Below are 25455 nucleotides of genomic sequence, written 5' to 3'. Positions count from 1 at the left end.
GAGTTTTAATTTAATGAAACAGATGAAAGTTGGTATTGTAGGAACAGGTTTAATCGCTTCTTTGATGGCAAAAACTTTGAATGGATTAAATGATGAAAATATAAAAAATTATGCAGTAGCTTCAAGAACTTTGACTAAGGCAAAAGCATTTGCAGATGAATATAAAATAGAAAAAGCATATGGTTCTTACATGGAATTAATTCAAGATGAAGATATTGATTTAATCTATATTGCTGTACCACATAATGAGCATTATCGCATAGCTAAATTATGTATAGAAAATAAAAAGAATGTTTTGTGTGAAAAACCTTTTACTGTAAATGCAGAAGAAACAAAGGATTTATTAGCTTTAGCTAAAGAAAATAATGTACTTATTACAGAGGCAATTTGGACAAGATATATGCCTTCACGAAAATTAATAAATGATGTCATTGCTTCTGGAATTATAGGGCAAGTAGATTCAATTCAGGCAAATTTAGGTTATCCACTTAAAGATGTGAAACGTATGATTTCTCCAGAACTTGCTGGCGGTGCTTTGCTTGATGTAGGTGTTTATACCGTTAACTTTGCCTTGATGGTATTTGGCAATGATATAAAAGATATTTTTGCAAAAGCTGTGATCTCAGATAAAGGTGTAGATTTGACAGATAGTATAACAATCACTTGGAATGATGGGAAAATGGCAGTTCTTCATGCTTCTATGATGACACCAACAGATAGATGTGGTTTTATTTATGGAGAAAAAGGTTATATTTGTGTAACTAATATCAATAATCCTGAAGCGATAAAAATTTATGATGTAGAACATAATTTAATCAAAGAAGTAGAAATACCAAAACAATTAACAGGATATGAATATGAAGTTTTAGCTTGTGCTAAAGCGATTGATAAAAATGAATTAGAATGTGAAGCAATGCCACATAAAGAAACTATTTTCGTCATGGAAATATTAGATAAGATACGCAATCAATGGAATATGAAATATCCTTTTGAAAAATAAATAAGTAGAAAAAGAAAACGCCTTATGATTAAGGCGTTTTTACATTGATAAATAATTTTAATGATAATTTAATCAAACTAGGTGAGTAAGTTTATTGAGCTTAAGATAGATAATTTGTATAATAGAGTTTAGATAGGGTATAGATTTAAGAGGTGAAAATATGATGGATAAAATTATAGATTGTCATATGCATTTTTCAGCTAAAGGGATATTTAATAAAACAGCTGAAAATATTGGTTTAAAATGTACCTTAGAAGAAGTACAAAATGAATTTAAGAAAAATAATATAGTTTTAGGTATTGGTATGGGTGTGGATATTTGCGAAGAAAATAATCTTAGTAATCCACAGATAATATATCATGGAAAAGAAAAATTTCCGCCTTTTTTAGCACAATGTTTAGGTATTAATGCATTGGCTATTAATAAGGAAAATCTTAAAGATACATTAGATAGTTTTAAGCAAAAATTAGAAGAAAATTCAACGGTTGGATTAAAGATTTATACAGGATATCAACCATATTTGGCTACAGATAAGAAATATAGAGATTTTTATAAATTAGCACAAAAATATGATGTACCAGTGGTTTTTCATATGGGCGATACAGCAAATTCAATGGGAAAATTAAAATATTCACAGCCTTTGATTATAGATGAAGTAGCGGTTGATTTTCCTAAGGTGAAATTTGTAATTGCTCATTGTGGAACTCCATGGGTGGCTGATGCAGTGGAAGTAGTAGCTAAAAATAAAAATGTATATATGGATTTATCAGGCTTGATGGAAGGCAAATTTAAAGCTAAAAAGCAGATAAAAGAATTTAAACCATATTTAAATATATTTAGGACATGGTTTAATTATTTACATGATTATCAAAAATTGATGTATGGCTCTGATTGGCCTTTAGTAAATATGAAAGAGTATATTAAAGTAATACAATCAATAATACCTAAAAAGGCTTATGATGACGTATTTTATCATAATGCTTTGAAGGTTTTTGATAGATTACCAGAATATTTAAAGAAACAGGAGAAAAAAATTTATGATTAAATTAAAGCTTTTAATGAAATCAATGTTTTTAGTTTGTGTATTGATGTTATCTATGGTAGGAGTATCTAGTGCAAGTGTATCCGTAACATCTGATAGCAAGTATTTTGATATTTCCTCAGGTTGTTTTGCACTTGAAGGAAATGTTTTAGTAAAGACTGATACAAGAACTATAGGAGCAGATAAAGCTCGTGTCAATTTAGTAACTAAAGAAGTATGGGCAAATGGCAATGTATATGTGGAAGAACCTCAAGAAGAAATAAAATTTAAAGGTGGCAGTGTCTATGCTTCTGATGAATTAAAAACAGCGATTATAAAAGGCGATGCTATTTTAGAAAGACCAGATATAACTATTCAAGCAGAAAAATGTTCCTTCAATTGGCGAACTAAAATAGCAGAATTTAGTGGATTAGTAGAAGTACATCAAGATGGTAAAACAAATGTATATGATGTAATTCAATATGATGTAATTAATAATAAAATTATTGATGCAAAATAGTAAAAAATATATTTGATAAAAATAAAAGGCACTTATTAGTGCCTTTTTTTGTTAATTTAAATGTTCTTGATGATAAATTTCTAAATCCATGATAGCATCATAAACCATTTCATGAGTGATTTTGTATGGTACATGAACAATATCATTTGTAGTCATTACTTTATCTAATACAATATCGAGTTCTTCTTTAGTGCTGATTTCAATATCTTTTAGACAAGTTGGTAATTTAGCTTGGCGGTTAAATGCATAAACTTTTTCAAATTCAGTTTGTTGTTTATCTAAGAGTAACATTACAAGTACGCCATAGCTTACAAGCTCACCGTGAAGGTGTTTTTCTCCTTGAGGAAGCATAGTGCAACCATAATATATAGAGTGAGCAAGACAACTATTGTAATCATTTATAACAAGTACTGAAACAAGACCTGTACTTACGATTATAGTTAATACTACTTGTTCTAAAGCTTCACTTACTTGATGATTTTTAGCAGAAGTCAAAGCTTCAAGACCATATTGTAATAGAGTATCAGAACAATTTTTGCTGATTTGTACACCTAAAGCATTTGTATGGCTCATTTCATCATTACGAGAGGAAAAGCCAGTTTCATATTGTTTGGATAAAGCATCACCGATACCAGCCCAGATATATTCATAAGGAGCTTCAGTGATTATTTTTGTATTGATAAAGCTATGTAGAGGGCTTTTTTGAGGAAAATATAATTCTTTGAAGCCATGAGTTTCATCATCATAAATTACGCAAACAGCTGTTACAGGAGAGCAGTTAGAAGCTATTGTTGGAAAGGAAAAAACAGGCTTATTTTCCATATCGCAAAGAGTTTTACAAGTATCAATAGCACGACCACCGCCTACAGCAAAAACCATATCTGCTTTTTGAAATTGAGGATTTTGGGCAAGTTTTTTTATATTAGCATAAGTAGAGTCGCCACCGTACCAGATAAAATCAATTATTTCAATATTAGAATTATGTACTCCAGCTAAAAGAGCATCTTTAGCTTTAGAAATTGCTGTTTTACCACCGATAACTACAGATGTTTTGCCATAAGCACCACAAACTTTTGGAATTTGATTGTAAACATCACTGCCTACACTATATGAAGGTAAAAATACTGTATTCATAAATAAAACCACCTTATAATATAAATAATATCTTTAATATTATTATTTAAAACTTTTTGTATTTGCAAAGTGATTAATAGTTTATAACTAAAAAATAAAATTGTCAAGTTGTAAATTATATAATTAAAAAAATAAGTATGATATAATAATATAAAAAATTATATTAGGCGGTGATTTTATGGGTAAGGATAAAGGTTTGGAAAAATTTTTAAAAGAAGCAGAAGTTTTATTTGATGGTAATACATATAAGTTGAATATAGAAGAAAAAAATCAGATACAAGAAGCATTAGAAATGGCTTTTTGGGACGCAAAAGAAAGAAATAAACGAAAGAAAAAATAAATTATGCGAAAAAATATAAAATTAAGAGTGAAAAATTTAGTTAATAAATATCAAACAGCAGATCCATTTGCATTGGCAAAGGAATTAGATGTAAATATTTTATATGTGCCACTTCCTGAAAAGATACGTGGAATATTGGTGCGTGTTTTGCGAAAAAAGACTATTTTATTGAATGATAAATTGAATTATGAAGCTCAAAAAATTGTAATTTGTCATGAACTTGGTCATGTGCGTATGCATTGGCATGCAGGTTATTTTTTTCAACATGAAGGAATATATTATTCTCCTGCTCGTTATGAATGTGAAGCAAATGAGTTTGCTATTCATTTGTTGAATTATTCTAGTGATTTTATTTATGATAAAGATTATATATTAGAAGTATTGGCTAAGGAAAATCCTAATCCATATGAAGTGCATAAAATCATCAATGCTTTGATGCAAATTGAAAATATTTAAAAATACTAGCTAAAATGATAGCTGGTATTTTATTTATCAGATGATTATTAAATAGATTTTCCTAAATCTTCAGCTTGTTTTAATTGCTCTGGTTTATTTAAAATATCGCCAATATTCATATTTCCTCCAGCATAGACAATGCCTAGATTTTTCCAACCTAAATGAGATATTAATCCTTCATAAAAAGCTTTAACTGGTGTAAAATTATCAGAGGTAATTCCTTCTGAAGCCATAAGTAAAATACATTCTTTTTGTGGATTTTCATAATTTGGATTTAATTCGGCTATAGCGAATAAACGATCAAAAGCACATTTTAGTTGAATTGTGATGTCCCAATAATACATAGGAGAGGCTAAGACTATGATGTCTGATGTCTTGCATACAGGATAGATTTGCGACATATCATCTTTTTGTACACAAGGAGAGTCTTCGTTTTTATCTCCATTACAACAACCAAGACAGTCATGAATATTCATTTTTTGTAAATCAAAGCAAGTAACTTCATGACCTACAGTTTCTGCTCCTTTAGTAAAATATTTGATGAGTTCTTTTGTATTACCATTTATTCTGGGACTTCCATTTAAAATACAGATTTTTTATGCATAAATTTACACCTCCAATGTTTATATTTATAATTATAACAGTGTAGATTATTTGCTTGAAGTACGCACATTTTTGTTAGATACTAACCAAAAGGAGAGTTTTGATGTTTAAAAATTATATTGAAAATGCTAATTTTGAAGATACAGGTTTTAGTTATACATTATCATTAATACGAGCCATTATCAAGAAGTGTAGTAATATTACTTATAACGTTTTAGTTATACATTATCATTAATACGAGGCAAGTATAAAATGGTTATTTTATATTGTTTGATGGAATTTAATATTGTCAGATACAATGAATTAAAAAGATATATATAAACCATCTCACATAAAACACTTGCAGTATCTTTGAAAGAATTGGAAAAGATGGCTTGATAATACGAAAAGAATATCCACAAATGCCACCTAAAGTAGAATATAGTTTATCAGATAGTGGAAAATCGCTTATGGAAATTTTAGATAGATTATGTGTATGGGGAGAAATACATAAAAATAATTTCTATACATAGAAGGTGAAATAGAAAGCTCGGTAGTTATTAAAAGACTACGGGCTTTTTTTAGTTTTAGTTGCATTATATATTGTTTCAGTGATAAATGAAATTTTTCGTGAAATATGCGAGTTAGATAATTAGGATGAATGCAAAATTTTTTAGCGATAGCTTTTAGGATTAATTTTTCTGCATAGTTGACAAATTTTAAATCATTAGCAAGAGATTTAGTTTGCATTTGATTTTCAGATAGATTAATATCCTCAAATAGTTGTGCGAGAATGAGGAACAAGAGGCTATTGGCTTTTAAATAATGAATGACATTATTTTCTTGAAGATTAATAATTTCATCAATTAGTGTTTTATATTTTGTTATATCTAAATTGTGAATGATGTAAATATCATCAGTTTTTATCATCATTTGATAGATATAGTTTTGAGAATTAATCCCTAAAAAACTAATCCATGTATAGCACCAGGGATTAGTAGCTGAAGCTTTGTAATAAGAAATTTTTCCTGAAGGAATTAAAAAAGCATCTCCTTGTTTTAGATTAAATGTTTGTTCATTGATATGAGGTGTGCCTTCACCACTGAGGACAAAATGGATTAATTGGTAGTTTCTGTATTTGGGACCATAACTGTAACTATGTTTACATTTTTCATAACCAGCACTATAAAATGATAAATCTGATAAAGATTTATAGTGTATACTATGTTGAGTTTCTTTATATTCTTTCATAGATAATATTATAAAATAACGTATTGCGAATAGAAGAAGGAACATATTTTTGGTATAAAGGTTGAATAAATTTGTACCAATTTAATAAATGGGATTGAAATTTTAAAGTATTTAGCTTACAATGAGATTGGTTCAACATTAGATACACTTCTTTGTGATGAAATACTTAGAAATGTACTCTTGTTGAACTTTTTTTGCAAGTAAAAATTTTAACTAGCACAATACGTTAAAATATAGCAAAATAAAAAGATAGAATACTTTGGTGAATTACACTTTTGTATTCTATCTTTTTTATTTAGATTAAAAAATAATATTAATTTTATTTAGCAAGTAGCGCCACCGACTAAATGTTTTTGTGCTTTTAAGTTTTCTTGCTTACGAGATAAGAGGTCATCTGCTAACAATTGTGCTTCTACGTTAGCAAAACCTAATCTATCAATTGTATCGGAGAAACGTTCGCCAGTGATACCTTGTTCACGGAATAAAAGAATAGCTTTTTCGACAATGGCTAAAACTTCTTCTTTAGATGTGAAGATTTTGGATAATGGTTGACCTTCTTTTACGCGTTTGCCCCAACGACCACCGATATAAACGCGATAGCCATCTGTATAATTATCAAAGCAATGGAATGGGCATTTATTTACGCAAAGACCACAATGATTGCAATGTTTTTCATCAATAGTTATTTTTTTGTCTACGACATTTAATGTTTTCATTGGGCATCTATTCATTGGTTGACAAATTTTACAACCATGACATTTTGCATAATCAATTTGAGGAACGCGTTGACCGATGATACCAATATCATTTAGATTTGGTTTTACACAGTTATTAGGACAGCCCCCAACTGCAATTTTGAATTTATGAGGGAGTTTTACATCTCTATATCCTTTATAGAAACGTTGATGAATTTCTTCAGATAAAGCAAATGTATCAATTAAGCCATATTGGCAAGTAGTACCTTTACAAGAAACTACAGGGCGAACTTTTGAGCCTGTACCACCTGTTTCAAGTCCTGCATTTTGCATTAGATATTCGCGTAATGGTTCAATATTATCATATGGAACGCCTTGAATTTCCACAGTTAATCGGGAAGTCATTGTTATTTCGCCACTGCCAAATTTATCTGCTGCTTCAGCTATAACTTTACTTTCTTGAGCTGTAATTTTACCATTTCTAGTAATTACACGACCATTGAATTTATCTTCTGTATTTTTGTCTTGAAGGAAACCTAGAGCTTTTACAGCTTTTATTTCTTCAGGTGTTAATTTAGATGTAGTTTTTACTTTTACATCATTGAAGAAAAGACCACCTTCAAGGGAAAGTGTATTTGTATAACCTAGATGTCTTAAGCGATTTTGTAAGAAATATGCACGTTTACCTTTAGCACATACTAAAAGGAGTTTTTCGTCTTTGCCGATACCTTCTATAGGTGCATTTACTTTTGCTAAATCTACATACTTAGCACCACGAATACTAGGAGCTAAACCAGCATCAATTACACGATAATCTTTTGCTTTGCCAGCTAGATATTCAGCAGGAGTGATACTGATTAATTTATTGCTTAATTTATTTTGCATAATATGAATTGTTTGTACAAATGGATGAATAGCTGTGGAGAATGGAGGAGCATAACAGAAATCCATACATTCACATTGTTCAATAGTAGCATCTAAGGAAATAGCTGTTACAGCGATATCTACCATTTTGTCTACAGCACCGCTTCCAAGTGCTTGGAAACCTAAGATTTTATGTGTGGATTTATCTACGATTAATTTGGTGATGAAAGAGCTTGCATCTGGATAATAATGAGCTTTATCATCAACGACTGCCATTACAGTTTCTACATCGTAACCAGCATCACGAGCAACTTTTTCACTAAGACCTGTTCTTGCACAGTTTAGTTCTGGAAGTTTTACAATACCTGTGCCTAATACACCAGGATAATTTTTAGGTGTATTATTTAAAATTTGAGCTAAGAGTCTGCCTTCTAAGTTGGCACTAGAACCCATCGGAGACCATTGAGCAGAATGCGTCATTCTGTTGGAAACCATAGCACAATCGCCAATAGCGTAGATATCAGGTAAATTTGTTTGTAATTGTTCATTTACAAGAATAGTTCCTTTGAACATTTCCATACCTGTGTCATTTAAAAAGGCAGTATTTGGTCTGATACCAACAGATAAGATTACTAAATCTGCACTTAATTCACCAGCGGAGGTTTTGAGTGCAGAAACTTTATCATCACCTAAAACTTCTTGAGCAGCAACGCCAGTTAATACGCGAATACCATGTTTTTGTAAATGTTTTTGTACATAACTAGCAATTTCGGGGTCAATAACATTAGGCATGATTTGTGGAGCAAAATCGATAACTGTTACATCAACTTTTTGAGCTAGAAGATTTTCAGCAACTTCAAGACCGATAAAGCCACCACCAACAATAACAGCTTTTTTTACTTGATTGTTAGTAACATAATCTCTTATATTTACAGCATCATTAGGAAGGCGCAAAGAGAATACACCTTGTTTTTTTATACCTTCAATAGGTGGAGTGATAGGTGAAGCACCAGTAGCAATAATTAATTTATCATAAGCATAAGAAGCTTCTTCATTAGTGATTAAATTTTTAGCGATAACAGTATGATTATTATTATCCACAGCAATAGCTTCTACATTAGTTAAGACGTTTACACCTGTCATAGCAGCATATTTTTGTGGAGTATTAACAATTAGACTAGAGCGGTCTTCGATAAATCCTCCAATATAATATGGTAAACCGCAACCAGCATAAGAAATATCACCATCTTTAGCAATGATTGTGATATCTAAATCACGATTTTCTCGTTTTAATTTTGCAGCTGCTTTCGTTCCGGCTGCAACACCGCCGATAATTAGTATTTTCATAAGCGGATACCTCCAATAGAATATATACAATTTATTCTAAAATATAGATAGATTAAATTATATTTATTTTAGCACTTATATAAGTAAAAGTATATGAAATTATTTTAAAATTTATAAAATTTTTGTTAAAAGTAAAAGACATAAATATTATGCCTTTATAGATAGTAATCATTTTTATTTAATTTTGGTGATGAATTGTTCAGGTATATAATTTAATAAACGACTAGGTCTACCTGAACTGGAGAGAAATAAAGCTTTTTTGGCACGAGTGATGGCTACATAGAAAAGACGTTTTTCTTCTTCAGTAATAGAGCCATTGCGTGTGCTGAAATATGATGGAAAAATATCATCATTCATGCCAGCTAAAAATTCATAATCAAATTCTAAGCCCTTTGCCTGATGAATAGTTATAATAGGAATTTTAGGGTGAGAAGAAGTAAGAGCATCTAAATCCGTATTAGATAAACTAGCATATTGTAATAATTCTTTGATGCCATTTGTTCCTCGATGTGAGTTGAGTTCTGCTTTGGCTAATCTAAATAAATTGCGAATGTTTTCTAAGCGAACAGCTCCATCTTGAGTTGCATTAGCTTTATAGATATTCACTAAATTAAATTCTTCAACGATTTGAGCGATTAGATTTTCTAAAAGTAGATTGTCATTTAAAATATTATGCAGTTTTTGGAAAATTTGAGCTACATGAATGAATTTATTTTTTTGTTTATTGATTAATTCACTACGTTTTTTAGCTGTAGGAATAATTTTATCTTCGAGTAATCTGTGTAATAATTCCCATGTGGCAAAAACATCATCTAAAGAATTATGATTAGATTTTGTTTCAAATTGAAAATGATTACTCAGAAATTCAAGTTTATGATTAAGTAGATTAGGATAAAAACGACGAACTAAATCTAAGGTATCAAAATTTATATTAGAGAAATTTACAGGTTTTAAGTTATGTTTTAATAGATTTTGATTGAGAATATCCATATCATAACCGCGAATATTATGACCTGTGATGATAGCATCTTGGATAAATTGACAAAATTCTTGAAGGACAAGCTTAGGATTTTCGCCATGAGTTTGTAAATATTTATCAGAAATATGATGTACTTTTTCAGAGTCGCCAACAGGTTTATCTGATTTTAGATAACGATTGAATTCAGCTATTTTTTTCCCTTTGCGAATTTTGATGGCAGATAATTGAATTATATTGTCTGCAAAAATATCTGTCCCTGTACCTTCAATATCAAAAACTATGATGTCTTTGGATAAGTAAGCTGAAATCAAGTCAGAAAAAGGTTCATAGTTTGGATTTTGGAAATTTGCATTGATGAAGTCAGATAAACGCAATCCATTTTGAAGATATTCAGCAGAAGATATTTGCTTGATAGTGCGAATACCAATATTAGGGATTAAATTTATTAATATGCGTTGTAGGCTAAGGTAATCATTAGGATTGATGAGATATTTCATAATGGATAGAACATCTTTTATTTCTTGACGTTTGAAAAAGCGGATATTATCTATTTGAATGAAATGAATAGGTTCTTCTTGATTTTTTTGATTATAAATATTGGCTAGATAATTTAGATGTAATGTTAAGTTTTGTAGATAATTGTTTTGACGAACTAAAATAGCTATTTGCGTAGGTGTTTTTACTAAAGGTAATAAATTTACGATATTTTGAAAAATCCATTGGGCTTCGTTAGCTAGAGAGTTTGCTTGTTTTAATTCTATTTTATGACCGAGTTCACTACTTTTAGAAAGTAGATTTTTGGCATAGGAATGAAGGATAGTTTCTTTGCAAAAAAGATTTATCAAGGTATTGTATGCCATTTCTAAAAGTAATTTTGTAGAGCGATAATTTTCATTGAAATTAATAATTAAGGGGTTATATTTTTCAGTGAAGGCAGTTAAGATTTTTTGAGGATTAGAGCCACGCCATTCATAAATAGTTTGAAATTCATCGCCACAGAGCATGATATTATTAGCAGGAAAGAGCTTTTCAAGCATAGTATATTCAAAAGAACTAGTGTCTTGCATTTCATCAATCATGATATATTTGTAGCGTTTTCGCCATGATGAGCATATATTTTCGTCTTGAAATAAGCGATAAGCATTGGCGATTAAATCTTTATAATCTAAACCGTGCATTTGTTGTAGAGCCAATTCATAGTTGATGATTATATTTAAACCATCAAATTGAAAAAATTTCGTTAAATTATCATTTTGTTGTTGATTGAATGTTTTATTGAACTTCAAATGCTGATGATAAATAGTAGTATAATCGGCTTCGATATCTTCAGTATAGATATGCTTTAAAGCTCGTTCTTGCTTTAATTGCTCAATGCAATTTACGATATATTGAATATCTAAGGCTCTAGTTTTAGGAAAATTGGTGATAGTTTGTCTGATTAGTGTTTTTTGGTCTTCATCATCAAAGATGACAAATTCTTTAAATATTGTTTGTGCTTTTTTGGCGGTAGTGGTAATCACTTGGTAAGCAAAGCCATGAATGGTGCGAATGGTGATTTTATTTGCTGTTTCAAAATCTAATTGCGAAGTGATGCGATTTTTTAATTCTCGACAAGCTTTATTAGTGAAAGTTAAGCAGAGAATTTCGTCGGCATTGGCACGATTTTTATTTAAAATATTAGCTACACGATAAGAAAGTACATTTGTCTTGCCTGTGCCAGCTCCTGCACTTAAGAGTATATTTTGATTTAATTCATTGATTACTTGTTGTTGTTTTTTATTGAAAGTAATAGACATGATAGACTCCTGATAAATTTATGTATATCTGTAGTTTAACATAAACAAAACCCCTTAGCATAATAATACTAAGAGGTTTTTAATTACATAGTTAAATTTCTATAATATGAAGTTATAAAGATACTAAATCCAATGATACCGGAAATAGAACCTATATACCAATAATATTTTATTTTACTAAGTGTAGTCAATGAAGATAATAAAATACCTATTTGCAAAAAGATTAAAGCATTACCAAAGTTAGTAGAAATCTCTTTTGTCAATAAATGACGTTGTTCTGCTTCCTGAGCTTTAGCTGTTAAAGTGATTTCTTCTTGCTTATATTGAGCAATTTCTTGTTCATAGATAGATTTTTTAGCTAAAAGTTCAGTTTTTAAAGCATTATCTGTATCTTTAAGTTTAGCAAGTTCAATTTCAATAGTATAAAGTTCAGTTTCTAAAGTTGTTTTCTTAATCGTTTTTGCTTGGTAGTTTGACCAGTGGTTAAAAGCTTCATTTTGAGTAGTTACTACTTGGTTGCCTAGACTTGCAGCTTTGAAAGAAGCTAATGTGCCAACAGCGGCTAAAATCAAGGTTGTAATTGCTACTAATAATTTTAAAGTTTTTGACCATGGCTTGTGGATAACTTCTTGTTTATATTCTGCTATAAAGTTATCATCTTCATCATTTAAATTAGTTTGTTGTTTCCTATCGGGGTCCATAAATCATCTCTTTCTTTTGTTTATAAATTTAATACATAGTTAATTATAACTTAAAACGATAAGAAATAGCAATGTTTTTATTTGTTTATAATTTAATTTTAATTTATTTACTTAATAATTTTTTTTCGGCAGGAATAATGATTTCTTCATAACGGTCTACTTTTTTATTTAAACGTTCTATTACTATATTCATAGCATCAATTTGTTTTTGTAAGCGGTCGCGTTGTTCAATTAAGATATCTTTGCGAGCTTCTGCTGTGTTTTCTTGATAAAAGAGGTGAACATAATCAATCAATGCTTCGATTTGAACGCCAGCAGAACGCATACATTTTATGAATTCAATCCAATTACATGATTCTTGGTCAAAATCACGAATACCATTTGGTTTGCGTGGTACAGGTGGAATTAAACCAATACGTTCATAATAACGAATAGTATCGGGGCTGAGATCGTATTTTTGACTTACTTCTTTAATAGTCATATTATCACGTCCTTGTTAAGTTTTATACTTAAGAATATAATAGCATTTGAAGTAAACTCTAAGTCAATAATTTTTACCTTGAAAGGAAGTTTTTTATTTTTCTAGGTGTCGCACTTCATTATACAATCTATCATAAAAAAATGATAGTGATAGTGTAAAAGAAAAAGCCTAGTGAAAATTCACTAGGCTTAATTTGTTTATTTAATTTTGTTTAATATGAGATGTTAAATTACATCATACCAGGCATTCCGCCGCCCATGCCAGCACCAGCCATAGCAGCAGGATCAGCTTTTTCAGGTTTATCAGCAACGATTGTTTCAGTTGTGAGAACCATAGCAGCGATACTTGCAGCATTTTGTAATGCACTACGAGTAACTTTTGCAGGGTCAACGATACCAGCAGCAATCATATCCATGTATTCGCCAACTAAAGCATTGTAACCAACGCCTACACCAGCGGATTTTACATGTTCAACAACTACAGAACCTTCAAGACCAGCATTGTTTGCGATCTGACGAACTGGTTCTTCAATAGCACGTTTTACGATTTCAACACCAGTTTTTACATCGCCTTCAGCTTCAATGTTTTCAAGAGCAGGTTGAATATCGATGAAAGTAGTACCACCACCAGCAACGATACCTTCTTCAACAGCAGCACGAGTAGCATTTAAAGCATCTTCGATACGGAGTTTTTTATCTTTCATTTCAACTTCTGTAGCAGCACCGATTTCAATTACAGCTACGCCACCAGATAATTTAGCAAGACGTTCTTGTAATTTTTCTTTATCGAAATCGGAAGAAGTTTCAGCGATTTGTTTTTTGATGATTTCAGCACGAGCTGCGATTTCAGCTTTGTCGCCAAAACCGTCAACAATTGTAGTTTCTTCTTTGGAAGCACGTACTTGACGAGCACGACCGAGGTCTTCAAGTTCTACGCTATCAAGTTTACGGCCAAGTTCTTCACTGATTACATTACCACCAGTTAAGATTGCGATATCTTCGAGCATAGCTTTACGACGATCACCAAAACCAGGAGCTTTAACAGCAAGAGCTTTGAATGTACCACGAAGTTTGTTAACTACGATAGTAGCAAGAGCTTCACCGTCGATATCTTCAGCGATGATAACGAGTTCTTTACCTTGTTTTACAACTTTTTCAAGGATTGGGAGAATGTCTGCGATTGCAGAGATTTTGCGGTCAGTGATAAGAATGAAAGGATCATCCATAACAGCTTCCATTTTATCTGTATCAGTAACCATGTATGGAGAAATGTATCCACGGTCGAATTGCATACCTTCTACAACAGAAAGGTTAGTCTGCATACCTTTGGATTCTTCAACAGTGATAACACCGTCTTTACCAACTTTTTCCATAGCGTCAGCAATTAATGCACCAGTTTCTTCATCAGCGGAAGATACGGAAGCAACTTGAGCGATAGCTTCTTTACCTTCAACTTTTTGAGCTTTTGCTTTGATTTCTTCAACTAATGCAGCAACAGCTTTTTCAATACCTTTTTTGAGAACCATTGGGTTTGCACCAGCAGCTACGTTTCTCATACCTTCACGAATCATAGCCTGAGCAAGTAATGTAGCAGTAGTTGTACCGTCACCAGCGATATCGTTAGTTTTTGTAGCAACTTCTTTTACAAGCTGAGCACCCATATTTTCGAATGGATCTTCAAGTTCAATATCACGAGCGATAGTAACACCATCGTTTGTAATAGTTGGAGCACCAAATTTTTTATCTAAAACAACATTTCTGCCTTTTGGGCCAAGTGTAACTTTAACAGCGTTAGCGAGTGCATCAACGCCTCTACCAAGAGCTTGACGAGCTTCTTCGCCAAATAATACTTGTTTAGCCATTTATAAAGAACCTCCTAGGATTATACATTAAAATTGTAATTAATTAGTTTCTGTTAATTATTCAACAACAGCTAAGATATCGCTATCTCTAACGATTAAATAATCAGTACCATCAAATTTTACATCAGTACCAGCATATTTAGAGAAGATTACTTTGTCGCCTACTTTTACATCAAGAGCAACTTTTTTACCTTCTACATATTTACCTTCGCTAACTGCAACAACAGTACCTTCTTGTGGTTTTTCTTTTGCTGTATCTGGTAAAACGATACCACTTGCAGTTTTAATATCGCCTTCAGAAACTTTAATAACAACTCTGTCGCCTAATGGCTTAATCATTGTATATTCCTCCTATGCGTAAATAGATTTTATAACTAATTTTATATTGTTAGCACTCTTTATTAGTGAGTGCTAACTCACAATTCATATAATAAACAATTTTACAGAAAAAATCAATAGTTTTTGCGAAAAAATTTGATTTTTTGTCTTATTTAATTTATGTTATAATTTATTTTATCTATTTGTATTATAAGGTGGTTAGGGTATGGCTAGTATTAGAGATGTGGCTAAATTAGCACAGGTAGCTCCAAGTACAGTATCGTTGGTATTGAACAATAAAGGGTATGTGTCAGATGCTTCGAGAAAAAAAGTATTAGATGCAATAAAAAAATTAAATTATGTACCTAATGAATTAGCAAGAAATTTATATCGTAATAGTACAAATATAATTGGTATTATTGTACCTGATGTAGCACATCCTTTTTTTGGGGCTTTTATTGGTGCATTAGAGATAGCACTTTATAAATATAATTATAAAATAATGGTTTGTTCAACGATTGAAAGAGAGAATGCGGAACATGAAATTGTAGACATGTTAAGAAGACAAATGATAGATGGTATTATTATGGGTTGCCATTCTTTAGAAGTTGATTTATATGATAATGTCAATAAACCTATTGTGGCTTTTGATAGAATTATTAATAATAAAATACCGATTATTCGTTCAGATCATGAGAAAGGTGGAAGATTAGCAGCTCAAGCAATGTTAAAGGCTGGTTGTAAGTATCCTCTACAAATAACAGGTATAAAAAATACTTCAATGTCAGCATATTTACATCATAGTGCATTTAAAGATGAATTATCTAGAAATGGAATTGAAGTGATAAATTATGAAATGGAATGGAATAAATTTGACATGAACTATTTTAAGAGAGTTGCTGTCGATGTATTTGAAAAATATCCCCATATTGATGGTGTATATGGTGCTGATATGGTGGTTTGTGCATGCTTAGGTGAAGCACGTAAGCGAAAATTAGACATACCAAAAGATATAAAATTTATAGCATATGATGGAACTTTTATAACAGAAAGTAGTTTTTATAATATAACTGCTATTGTTCAACCTATAAATATATTAGCTCAAAAAACTGCACAAATGATAGTTTCTTTGATAAAAAACGAAAATATAGAAAAAGAGGTAATTATGCCAATATCTATACGATATGGTGATACTTGCTAAGATAAAAGGAATAAATCCTTTTATCAATATAAATATCAGAAAATAAATTCTTTTTTGTTGTTTTAAAAAAATGTTGATTTTTTAAAAAGATAGTGATATTATTATTTCAGTAAATATAAAACGCGTTTGATATAGAGTAGATTTTTATATTTCCAAATATTTTTAATCAAAAATCGAATCGGTTTTATAAGATTGTTATAATAGGAGTGAAAAAATTGAAACATACTGAAGCATTATTAAAAGCTGAGAAATTTCAACAAAAAATGGAGAAAATTGCACAAAATGATTATTGGAGACCACAATATCATATAGCTGCACCAGCAAATTGGATAAATGATCCTAATGGATTTTGTTTTTATAAAGGTGAATATCATTTATTTTATCAATATCATCCATATTCTAGTCAATGGGGTCCTATGCATTGGGGTCATGTAGCTAGTAAAGATTTGGCAGATTGGGAGCATAGACCAATTGCTCTTGCACCTACTGATGAATATGATAAAGATGGTTGTTTTTCTGGTAGTGCAATTGAAAATGATGGTAAATTATATTTATTATATACAGGTCATGTAGACTTAGATAATAGTAATGGTGGCAATGATAGAATTGAAACACAGTGTTTAGCTGTTAGTGACGATGGAAAGCATTTTGAAAAAGTAGAAAATAATCCTGTAATTAAAGCTTTACCTGAAAATTTAAATATAAGAACAGAACATTTTCGTGATCCTAAAGTTTGGAAACATGGAGATTGGTATTACACTGTAGTAGGCGTGCAAACTAAAGAGGAAAGTGGGCAAGTAGTTGTATATAAATCTCAAGATTTAATTAATTGGGAATTTTTGAATATTATGGCTACATCTAGTGTAAAAGAAAATTTAGGATTTATGTGGGAATGTCCAAATTTTGCAGAAGTTAATGGTCATGAGGCGTTAATTTTGTCTCCACAAGGTGTGAAATCAGAAGGTAATAAATTTTTAAATGTACATCAATCTGGATATTTCTTAGGAAAGATGGATTATCAAACAGGTATATTCCATAGAGATAGTAAGTTTGATTTATTAGATTATGGTTTTGATTTTTATGCACCACAGATAATGCAAGATGAAAAAAATAATCGTTGTTTAATGATTGCTTGGCTCGATATGTGGGAAAGTAATATGCCAGAACAAGAAAATCATTGGGCTGGTATGATGAGTATACCACGTGTATTAAAAGTAGAAAATAATATGATTTATAGTAAACCTGCTGATGAATTAAGTAAATTGCATAAATCAAAAGTTCATCATGAGCAAATAATAAAAGAAGCTACTTCCTTTGATGATGTAAATGGCGATTGTTATCAATTAGATATAGATTTTGATTTAGAAAAGGCTCAAGGATTTATATTAAAATTACGAGTTTCAAATACAGAAGAGACGGTAATTTCATATGATAAAGATACTAAAATATTTAAATTAAATCGTGATAAATCTGGTTGTGGAGTTAAAGGTGAACGTGAAGTTTCCATCGAACCGGTTAGAGAAAAGATGAATTTACAAATTTTCAGTGATCGTTCATCATTGGAAATCTTTATTAATGGTGGTAAACGAGTTTTAAGTTCCAGAATTTATCCATCTAAGGAAGCAAAAGGAATCGTATTTATACCAAATGGAAACATAAAAACAAATGTAGATTTTTATGAAATTTAAGGAGCGTTTATAATGAAAAATTTAATTTATTGGAAATTAAGTGCATTCTTCTTCGTATATTTTTTCTCATGGTTAGTATTTTTTGCATTTTTACCAATATGGTTTGGTCAAAAAATTCAGTTAACTGGTATGCAAATAGGTACAATTTATGCAGGTAATGCTATCTTTAGTATGGTATTACAGCCTTTTTATGGATATCTTTCAGATAAAATAGGAATGAAAAGATATTTACTATTTTTCATTGTTATTTTAGTTGCTTTAACAGGTCCATTCTTTGTGTTTGTCTATGAACCATTGTTAAAAAATAACTTTTATGTTGGTGCAGTTATCGGTTCTTTTGTATTAAGTCTTGCTTATTATGCAGGTGTTGCAGTTATTGAATCTTTTATTGAAAAATGCGGTCGTATCTATAATTTTGAATTTGGTCGTGCTCGTGCGTGGGGTTCTCTTGGTGCTGCTGTTGGTGTATTTTGTGCAGGTCGTGCATTTAACTATGATCCTGATCTAATTTTCTGGATGGCTTCTTGTGGAGCAATTGTTTTACTTTTAATATTGTTAACGGTACGTATTGATGAAAGTAAGGCTGATTTCATAAAATCTGAACCAATTAATTTAGCAAATGTAAAACACTTATTCAGTATCAAAGATGTATGGCTCTTTATGATTTTCATTTTAGGTTCTGCTTGTGTATATGGCGTATTTGACCAACAATTTGCTATTTATTATGCTTCTTTATTCCCAACTGTTGAACAAGGTAATGAAACTTTTGGCTATTTAAATTCCTTACAGATATTCCTTGAAGCTGGCGGTATGTGTATAGCACCTTTTATTGTTAATAAAATTGGTCCAAAACATGGTTTGATTTTAGCAGGTTCTATCATGACTTTTAGAATGATAGGCTCTGGACTTGCAAATGACCCAATTAGTATTTCGATAATTAAATTATTACACGCTATTGAATTATCTATCTTATTAGTATCTGTATTTAAATATTTGGCTAAGAACTTTGATACAAGATTGTCTTCTGTATTGTATTTAGTAGGTTATCAATTATCAAACCAATTAGGTTCAGCTATTTTATCTCCAATTGTAGGAAATCTTTATGATACTGTTGGTTTCAAAGTGGCATATCTATTCTTAGGTGCTGTTGTAGGTGTATTTACTGTATTCGGTGCATTTGTATTGATTTCAGATAAAAGAATACCAAAAGAAAAACAAAGTGAATTAAAAGAATATATTCAAAATGAAGGATAGGTGAATTGGATTGGATAAGAATATTGTTATCAGCATTAGTCGTAAATACGGCTGTGGTGGTCGTGAATTAGCACAAATATTAGCTGAAAAATTAAATATTAAATTGTATGATAGAAAAATCGTGCATATTGCAGCAGCTAAATTGGAAACTGATGATTTAAATGAAAATGATTTATTAGAATTAGAAAATACTGTTAATCCATTAACTATGGCATTTTTTCCATTTCGTTCATTTGGTATTAATTTAGGTGAAGCAAGTAGAGGTATATTTTTGTCTGAAGCAAAAGCTATTAGAAGATTAGCTAATAGTGGAAGTTGTGTCATCTTAGGAAGATGTGCTGATTTTGTACTTGATGATTTGCCAAATCATTTTTCTATATTTGTTACTGCTGATGATGAGTTTAGAATAGAAAGAGGAAAAAATGTCTATGGCGGTAAAACTCTAAAAGAATTAAATATTGAAGATAAAAAAAGAGGAAGATATTACAATTATTATACAGGTAAAGAATGGGGAGATCCTACAAACTATAATTTAGTTGTAAATGTAAGTAAGTTTTCATTAGATGATGTTGCTGAAGCGATTATAAAATATATTGAAGAAGTTCAAGTAAATAGAACAAAATGATTTTTAGTGATTTTATTTTGAGCAAAAACTTTATTTTAAATAAAAATTTTATATTTTAGGAGAGAATTTATTATGTTTAACAAATCTACATTAACTATTACAACATCTGCTTTGGTTTTAATGAGTACGGGAGTAGCAGGAGCTGCTAGCAACCCATTTAGTGATGTTCCTCAAGATAGCTGGGCTTATGATGCAGTGGCAACACTTGCTGCTGATGGCGTAATTGATGGTTTCCCAGATGGAACATACCAGGGCAACAAAACAATGACACGTTATGAAATGGCTCAGATTGTAGCTCGTGTGTTATGGAGGATGCAACAAGAAAGATAAAAGAAGCGAAAGGGATAATTCTACATTCAGACCAAGGATGGTAATATCAAAATAAATAGAGGTATCAGAAGTTATTAAAAGAAAAAGGCATTATCCAAAGCATGAGCCAAAAAGGCAATTGCTTAGATAATGCCGTAATAGAAAATTTCTTTGGTTTGCTAAAAAAGCGAATTATTCTATTTAAAAAAATTCAAATCCGTTGAAGATTTTATAAAAGAGTTAAAATCCTATATAAAATATTATAATACAAAACGGATAAAGATAAAACTAAAACTAAAAGGACTTAGTCCTGTAGAATACAGAATTAAGTTTCAATTAGTAGCCTAATTAATATGTCCAATATTTTGGGTGCACATCACTTTTTGTTTGATTTATTTGCTATTTTCGGCTAATTCTTCTAAATATGCCCAACGTTCCATTAAATAATCTAATTTTTCTTGAAGAGCAGTTTCTTCTTTAGTTAGTTCATTTAATTTGCCATAATCAGAAGCATTTTGGCTCATTTGAAGTTGTACTACTTTTAGTTTTCCTTCTGTTTCAGCAATTATGGCTTCAATTTCAGCATATTCTTTTTGTTCTTTAAAAGAAAGTTTTTTTACTGGCTCAGTTTTAATTGTGATATTTTTAGATGTTTTTTCTGTATCAGAAATGGTGTTTTTTGTTTCAGTATTTTTTCCTTTTTCTAATGTAGCCAATTCTTTTTCTTCAATACCTTTGTAATAAGAATAGCCACCAGGATATTGACGAAGAGAGCCATCTTGTTGATAAACAAAGACTTTATCTGCTAAGCGGTCAATGAAAAAGCGGTCATGGGATACAAATATAATAGCACCATTAAAATTATCAATAAATTCTTCTAAAATAGACATGGTTTGTAAATCTAAATCATTTGTAGGTTCGTCTAGTAATAAAACGTTAGGAGAACTCATTAAAACTCGTAATAGGAATAAACGACGTTTTTCACCACCAGATAATTTGCTGATAGGAGTCCATTGTAATGTACCTGGGAATAAAAATCTTTCCATTAATTGAGATGCACTTAGTTGTGTACCATCAGCTAATGTTATGTGATGAGCAACTTCTTTGATATATTCAATAGGGCGAAGTCTTTCGTCCATATCAATATTTTTTTGAGCAAAATATCCAATTTTTACAGTTTGACCAATATTTACATTTCCTGTTGTTGGTGGCAAAATGCCAGCTATTATATTTAATAAGGTAGTTTTACCAGAACCATTAGGTCCTAAAATACCTATGCGGTCATTTCGTAAGACTGTATAAGTGAAATCTTTAATGATTGTTTTATTATCTACAGTATAATTTACATTTTCTAATTCAATTACAGTGCGACCTAGACGAGAGCCTGCAAGTCCCATTTCAATTTTGCTATTATCAATATTTACTTTTTGATTTTTTACTTCTTCAAATCGTTGTATTCTTGCTCTTTGTTTAGTAGAACGAGCTTGAGCACCACGACGTATCCATTTTAATTCATTGCGTAAAAAGTTTTGACGTTTTTGTTCTGAAGCTTCTTCGCGTTCTTCTCTGGCAGTTTTTAATTCTAAAAATTGAGTGTAGTTACCTGTATAAACATAAGATTTGCCTTTATCCAATTCTAAAATTTTAGTAGCAACAGAATCAAGGAAATATCTATCATGTGTTACCATGATTAAAGCACATTTCAATTTTTGAAGGTATTCTTCAAGCCATGCGATAGTTTCACTGTCTAAATGGTTAGTAGGTTCGTCAAGCAATAATAAATCACATGGTTGAATTAATGCTGTAGCTAAAGCTAATCGTTTTTGTTGTCCTCCAGATAAGGTTTTTATTTGGGCAGAAAAATCCATAATACCTAATTTAGTTAGAATGGTTTTAGCATCACTTTCTAATTGCCAGCCATTTAATTCATCAATTTTACTAGTTAATTTAATGATTTTTTCTTGTAATTTATGATCATGAGGATTTTTTTGACTTTGAGCTAGAGTAATTTCATAGTCATAAAGTACTTGCATAATAGGTTGATTACCTTGAAATACTTCCATTAGAATTGTATTTTCAGGATTGAAAATTTTATCTTGTGATAGATATTCAATTTTTATATTTTTGCCAGCGATGATATTACCACTATCTTGAGGAATAAGACCTGCAATAACTTTGATAAAAGTAGATTTACCCGTTCCATTGACACCAACAATACCTATTTTATCACCTGAAGATAGGCTGAAGTTTACATTTTCAAATAAGACTTTTTCTCCATAAGTTTTACATAAATTTTCTATTGTTAAAATCATAATAAAAACACACTCACTTTAAATGTTTTATTGTTTGTATATTATATCATAATTTATTTAGCTAAATAAAATTTTTAATTAAGTGAAAAAGAACAACATAGATACAATTTTTAGAAACATAAAACATTGATTTTATTTTTTATAAATATTATAATATTAAGCAAGAAAAGCGAAAACGTTTACAGATTTATTTGTATTGAATTTTGCAAAAAATCTTAGCATTTTTAATTTAGTTATTAATACAAGAAGTTTTTTAATTCAAGGAGGATAAAAGATGATTTTATTTAACCAAGAAACAAAGACATTTCATTTAAAAACTTTTAAAACAAGTTATTTGATGAAAGTCTTAGAAACAGGGCATTTACTCCATCTTTATTGGGGGCGTCCTTTAAAATCTGAAAATCTTGATTATACTGTATGTAGAAAAGATTGGTTTAGCTTTGTTGCTAATACAGATAATATAGATGCTTTCCATTTAGAATCTAAAGAACAAGAATATCCTGGATATGGTTCTACAGACTTACGTAGTCCTGCTATTGAACTTGAATTTGCTGATGGTACAAGTGCTACAGATTTTAGATATGTAGATTATAAAATTGTTGATGGCAAACCTACATTAGAAGGTTTACCTGCAACATATGTGGAAGCAGATAAAGAAGCTCAAACTTTAATTATTACATTAACTGATAAAGTAAAAAATGTTGATGTAGAATTATCCTTTACTGTTTTTGAAGAATATAATGCTATCGCTCGTAGTGTTAAAGTAATAAATAAAAGTGCTGATGATGTAAAAATTCAACGTGTATTGAGTGCAAACGTTGATTTTAAAGACAGTAAATTTGAAATGATTCAGCTTTCTGGCTCTTGGGCTAGAGAACGTCATATTATTCGTACACCACTTCGCATCGGTGGACAATGTGTAGAAAGTCGTCGTGGTGCAAGTAGTCATGCGCAAAATCCATTTATGGCTCTTGTTCGTAAAGATGCTACTGAAACAAATGGCGATGTTTATGCTATGAGTTTAGTATATAGTGGTAACTTCTTAGCTAATACAGAAGTTGATATGTATAGCAAAGCTAGAATACAAATTGGTATTAATCCATTTGATTTCACATGGTTGTTAAAAGCTGGAGAAGAATTCCAAGCACCTGAAGCTGTACTTGTTTACTCAAATGAAGGTTTAACAGGCATGAGTCATACTTATCAGAATTTATATGGTAAACGCTTAATGCGTGGTGTATGGCGTGATAAAGCTCGTCCTGTTCTTATTAATAACTGGGAAGCAACATATTTTGATTTCAATGAAACTAAAATCAAAGAAATCGCTAAACAAGCTAGTGAATTCGGCATTGAATTATTCGTTTTAGATGACGGTTGGTTTGGTGAAAGAAATAATGATGACCGCTCTTTAGGTGATTGGTTCGTAAATGAAAATAAAATCCGTGGCGGTTTGAAAAAACTTGTTGATGAAATCAATGGTATGGGCATGAAATTTGGTTTATGGTTTGAACCAGAAATGGTATGTCCTATCAGTAAATTATATGAAGCACATCCTGATTGGTGCTTGCATATAGAAGGTCGTACACGTTCTACAGCACGTCGTCAGTTGATTTTAGATCTTTCTCGTAAAGAAGTTTGCGATTATATTATTAAATCTGTATCTGATGTACTTGCTAGTGCAAATATCGAATATGTAAAATGGGATATGAATCGTAATATGACAGAAATTGGTTCTGCTGTATTACCAGCAGAACGTCAACGCGAAGTAGCTCATCGTTATATGCTTGGTTTATATCATGTAATGGATGAAATTACTAGTCGTTTCCCTAATATTTTATTTGAATCTTGCTCTGGTGGTGGCGGTCGTTTTGACCCAGGTATTTTATACTACATGCCACAGACTTGGACAAGTGATGATACTGATGCTATTGAACGTTTGAAAATTCAATATGGTACATCTATGGTTTATCCTAATGTTGCTATGGGTTGCCATGTTTCAGCAGTACCAAATCATCAGGTAGCTAGAATCACACCATTTGCTACTCGTGGTATTTCTGCAATGTGTGGTAATTTTGGTTATGAACTTGATTTAACAAAATTAACTGATGAAGAAAAAGCTCAAACTAAAGCTCAAGTAGCATTTTATAAAGAAGTTAGAGAACTTATCCAATTTGGTGATTTCTATAGAATTCAAAGTCCATTTGAAAATAATGAAACAGCATGGAGCTTTGTAGCTAAAGATAAATCAGAAGCAGTTGTAAGCTTCTTTAGAACTTTAGCAGTGCCAAATGATAATTTAGCAACTATTTGTGCTGTAGATTTAGATGCTGATGCTATTTATGAAGATATGCGTACTGGTAAACTTTATGGCGGAGATGAATTAATGTATGTAGGCATTAATGTTCCAGATAAAGTTGTTGGTGGTATAGCTGAAGAAGGTAAAGAATTATTTGCAGGCATGCCAAGCTCTGTTATTGAAGGCGATTATGCTGCATTTATATGGCACTTCAAAAAAGTTAATAAATAAAATAAATTATATAAATAAATTTACTAGAGATTGAGATTTTATCAATCTCTAGTAAATAAAAGATAAATGATTGAATATTTTTAATATTATTTTTATAGGCAAAAACTTTATTTTAAATAAAAATTTTATATTTTAGGAGAGAATTTATTATGTTTAACAAATCTACATTAACTATTACAACATCTGCTTTGGT

At 30.7% G+C, this 25455-nt stretch carries 20 protein-coding genes and 3 pseudogenes; 13 read left to right on the top strand and 10 right to left on the bottom strand.

Features of this window, described 5'->3' with window-relative positions:
- Positions 1 to 13 precede the first annotated feature (13 nt).
- From BMX03_RS00755 to BMX03_RS00745, 3 genes are all read left to right on the top strand, one after another.
- Positions 14 to 1000: a Gfo/Idh/MocA family protein gene (locus BMX03_RS00755; RefSeq protein WP_091693210.1), complete on the top strand. Its 987-nt coding sequence runs from the start codon at positions 14 to 16 to the stop codon at positions 998 to 1000.
- A gap of 160 nt (positions 1001 to 1160) precedes the next feature.
- Positions 1161 to 2045 (top strand): amidohydrolase family protein, encoded by an 885-nt coding sequence (locus tag BMX03_RS00750; RefSeq protein ID WP_091693209.1) that lies wholly within the window; start codon positions 1161 to 1163, stop codon positions 2043 to 2045.
- Positions 2038 to 2541 (top strand): LptA/OstA family protein, encoded by a 504-nt coding sequence (locus tag BMX03_RS00745; RefSeq protein WP_022227637.1) that lies wholly within the window; start codon positions 2038 to 2040, stop codon positions 2539 to 2541. The genes BMX03_RS00750 and BMX03_RS00745 overlap by 8 nt, the downstream gene beginning before the upstream one ends.
- Positions 2542 to 2592: 51 nt before the next feature.
- Here BMX03_RS00745 and BMX03_RS00740 read toward each other — a convergent pair whose 3' ends face one another.
- The gene (locus tag BMX03_RS00740) at positions 2593 to 3675 is read right to left on the bottom strand and encodes an iron-containing alcohol dehydrogenase family protein (protein WP_091693206.1); all 1083 of its coding nucleotides are present in this window, start codon (positions 3673 to 3675) and stop codon (positions 2593 to 2595) included.
- Positions 3676 to 3853: 178 nt separating this feature from the next.
- Here BMX03_RS00740 and BMX03_RS00735 point away from each other — a divergent pair, with 178 nt between their 5' ends.
- The gene (locus BMX03_RS00735; protein ID WP_008538063.1) at positions 3854 to 4015 is read left to right on the top strand and encodes a hypothetical protein; all 162 of its coding nucleotides are present in this window, start codon (positions 3854 to 3856) and stop codon (positions 4013 to 4015) included.
- Between the two features lie 3 nt (positions 4016 to 4018).
- Positions 4019 to 4471: an ImmA/IrrE family metallo-endopeptidase gene (locus BMX03_RS00730; protein WP_022227635.1), complete on the top strand. Its 453-nt coding sequence runs from the start codon at positions 4019 to 4021 to the stop codon at positions 4469 to 4471.
- 47 nt (positions 4472 to 4518) lie between these two features.
- Here BMX03_RS00730 and BMX03_RS00725 read toward each other — a convergent pair whose 3' ends face one another.
- Positions 4519 to 5013: a flavodoxin family protein gene (locus tag BMX03_RS00725; protein WP_255361384.1), complete on the bottom strand. Its 495-nt coding sequence runs from the start codon at positions 5011 to 5013 to the stop codon at positions 4519 to 4521.
- Between the two features lie 164 nt (positions 5014 to 5177).
- Between BMX03_RS00725 and BMX03_RS11505 the strand changes: the two are divergent.
- Positions 5178 to 5586: pseudogene (locus tag BMX03_RS11505) on the top strand (winged helix-turn-helix transcriptional regulator).
- Here BMX03_RS11505 and BMX03_RS00715 read toward each other — a convergent pair.
- From BMX03_RS00715 to groES, 7 genes are all read right to left on the bottom strand, one after another.
- Positions 5522 to 6304 carry an AraC family ligand binding domain-containing protein gene (locus tag BMX03_RS00715; protein ID WP_255361381.1) on the bottom strand — a complete coding sequence of 261 codons (783 nt, stop codon included), beginning with the start codon at positions 6302 to 6304 and terminating at the stop codon, positions 5522 to 5524. The pseudogene BMX03_RS11505 and the gene BMX03_RS00715 overlap by 65 nt on opposite strands.
- 323 nt (positions 6305 to 6627) lie before the next feature.
- Positions 6628 to 9210 carry an FAD-dependent oxidoreductase gene (locus tag BMX03_RS00710; protein ID WP_091693200.1) on the bottom strand — a complete coding sequence of 861 codons (2583 nt, stop codon included), beginning with the start codon at positions 9208 to 9210 and terminating at the stop codon, positions 6628 to 6630.
- 174 nt (positions 9211 to 9384) lie between these two features.
- Entirely contained in the window at positions 9385 to 11985 is a 2601-nt protein-coding gene (locus BMX03_RS00705) for a 3'-5' exonuclease (protein WP_091693197.1), read from the bottom strand.
- A gap of 83 nt (positions 11986 to 12068) precedes the next feature.
- Entirely contained in the window at positions 12069 to 12686 is a 618-nt protein-coding gene (locus BMX03_RS00700; RefSeq protein WP_015562322.1) for a DUF4337 domain-containing protein, read from the bottom strand.
- A 103-nt stretch (positions 12687 to 12789) separates the two neighbouring features.
- The gene (locus BMX03_RS00695; protein ID WP_018999465.1) at positions 12790 to 13167 is read right to left on the bottom strand and encodes a MerR family transcriptional regulator; all 378 of its coding nucleotides are present in this window, start codon (positions 13165 to 13167) and stop codon (positions 12790 to 12792) included.
- 229 nt (positions 13168 to 13396) lie between these two features.
- On the bottom strand, positions 13397 to 15028 hold the full coding sequence (groL, locus tag BMX03_RS00690) for a chaperonin GroEL (protein WP_022228501.1): 1632 nt from the start codon (positions 15026 to 15028) through the stop codon (positions 13397 to 13399).
- A 57-nt stretch (positions 15029 to 15085) separates the two neighbouring features.
- Positions 15086 to 15367, bottom strand: coding sequence for a co-chaperone GroES (gene groES, locus BMX03_RS00685; protein WP_015562319.1), 282 nt, complete (start codon positions 15365 to 15367; stop codon positions 15086 to 15088).
- 205 nt (positions 15368 to 15572) lie between these two features.
- Here groES and BMX03_RS00680 point away from each other — a divergent pair, with 205 nt between their 5' ends.
- The 6 genes and pseudogenes from BMX03_RS00680 to BMX03_RS00655 form a co-directional block, all read left to right on the top strand.
- The gene (locus BMX03_RS00680; RefSeq protein ID WP_075554533.1) at positions 15573 to 16547 is read left to right on the top strand and encodes a LacI family DNA-binding transcriptional regulator; all 975 of its coding nucleotides are present in this window, start codon (positions 15573 to 15575) and stop codon (positions 16545 to 16547) included.
- Positions 16548 to 16753: 206 nt separating this feature from the next.
- Complete coding sequence (locus BMX03_RS00675) at positions 16754 to 18235, top strand: glycoside hydrolase family 32 protein (RefSeq protein ID WP_278933819.1); 1482 nt, start codon at positions 16754 to 16756, stop codon at positions 18233 to 18235.
- A gap of 12 nt (positions 18236 to 18247) precedes the next feature.
- Positions 18248 to 19489 carry an oligosaccharide MFS transporter gene (locus BMX03_RS00670; protein ID WP_022228504.1) on the top strand — a complete coding sequence of 414 codons (1242 nt, stop codon included), beginning with the start codon at positions 18248 to 18250 and terminating at the stop codon, positions 19487 to 19489.
- A gap of 10 nt (positions 19490 to 19499) precedes the next feature.
- Complete coding sequence (locus tag BMX03_RS00665) at positions 19500 to 20114, top strand: cytidylate kinase-like family protein (protein WP_075554532.1); 615 nt, start codon at positions 19500 to 19502, stop codon at positions 20112 to 20114.
- A gap of 72 nt (positions 20115 to 20186) precedes the next feature.
- Positions 20187 to 20441: pseudogene (locus BMX03_RS00660) on the top strand (S-layer homology domain-containing protein); the annotation flags it as partial.
- Positions 20442 to 20458: 17 nt separating this feature from the next.
- A pseudogene (locus BMX03_RS00655) lies at positions 20459 to 20771 on the top strand (transposase); the annotation flags it as partial.
- Between the two features lie 44 nt (positions 20772 to 20815).
- On the opposite strand, the gene BMX03_RS00650 reads toward BMX03_RS00655, so the two are convergent.
- On the bottom strand, positions 20816 to 22735 hold the full coding sequence (locus BMX03_RS00650; protein WP_091693192.1) for an ABC-F family ATP-binding cassette domain-containing protein: 1920 nt from the start codon (positions 22733 to 22735) through the stop codon (positions 20816 to 20818).
- A gap of 274 nt (positions 22736 to 23009) precedes the next feature.
- Here BMX03_RS00650 and BMX03_RS00645 point away from each other — a divergent pair, with 274 nt between their 5' ends.
- Complete coding sequence (locus BMX03_RS00645) at positions 23010 to 25262, top strand: alpha-galactosidase (protein ID WP_091693190.1); 2253 nt, start codon at positions 23010 to 23012, stop codon at positions 25260 to 25262.
- Positions 25263 to 25455 lie beyond the last annotated feature (193 nt).

The organism is Megamonas sp. Calf98-2 (assembly GCF_900110235.1).
In the GTDB taxonomy this organism is placed as follows: Bacteria; Bacillota; Negativicutes; order Selenomonadales; family Selenomonadaceae; genus Megamonas; species Megamonas funiformis.
This window is presented reverse-complemented; position numbering and strand designations above follow the sequence as displayed.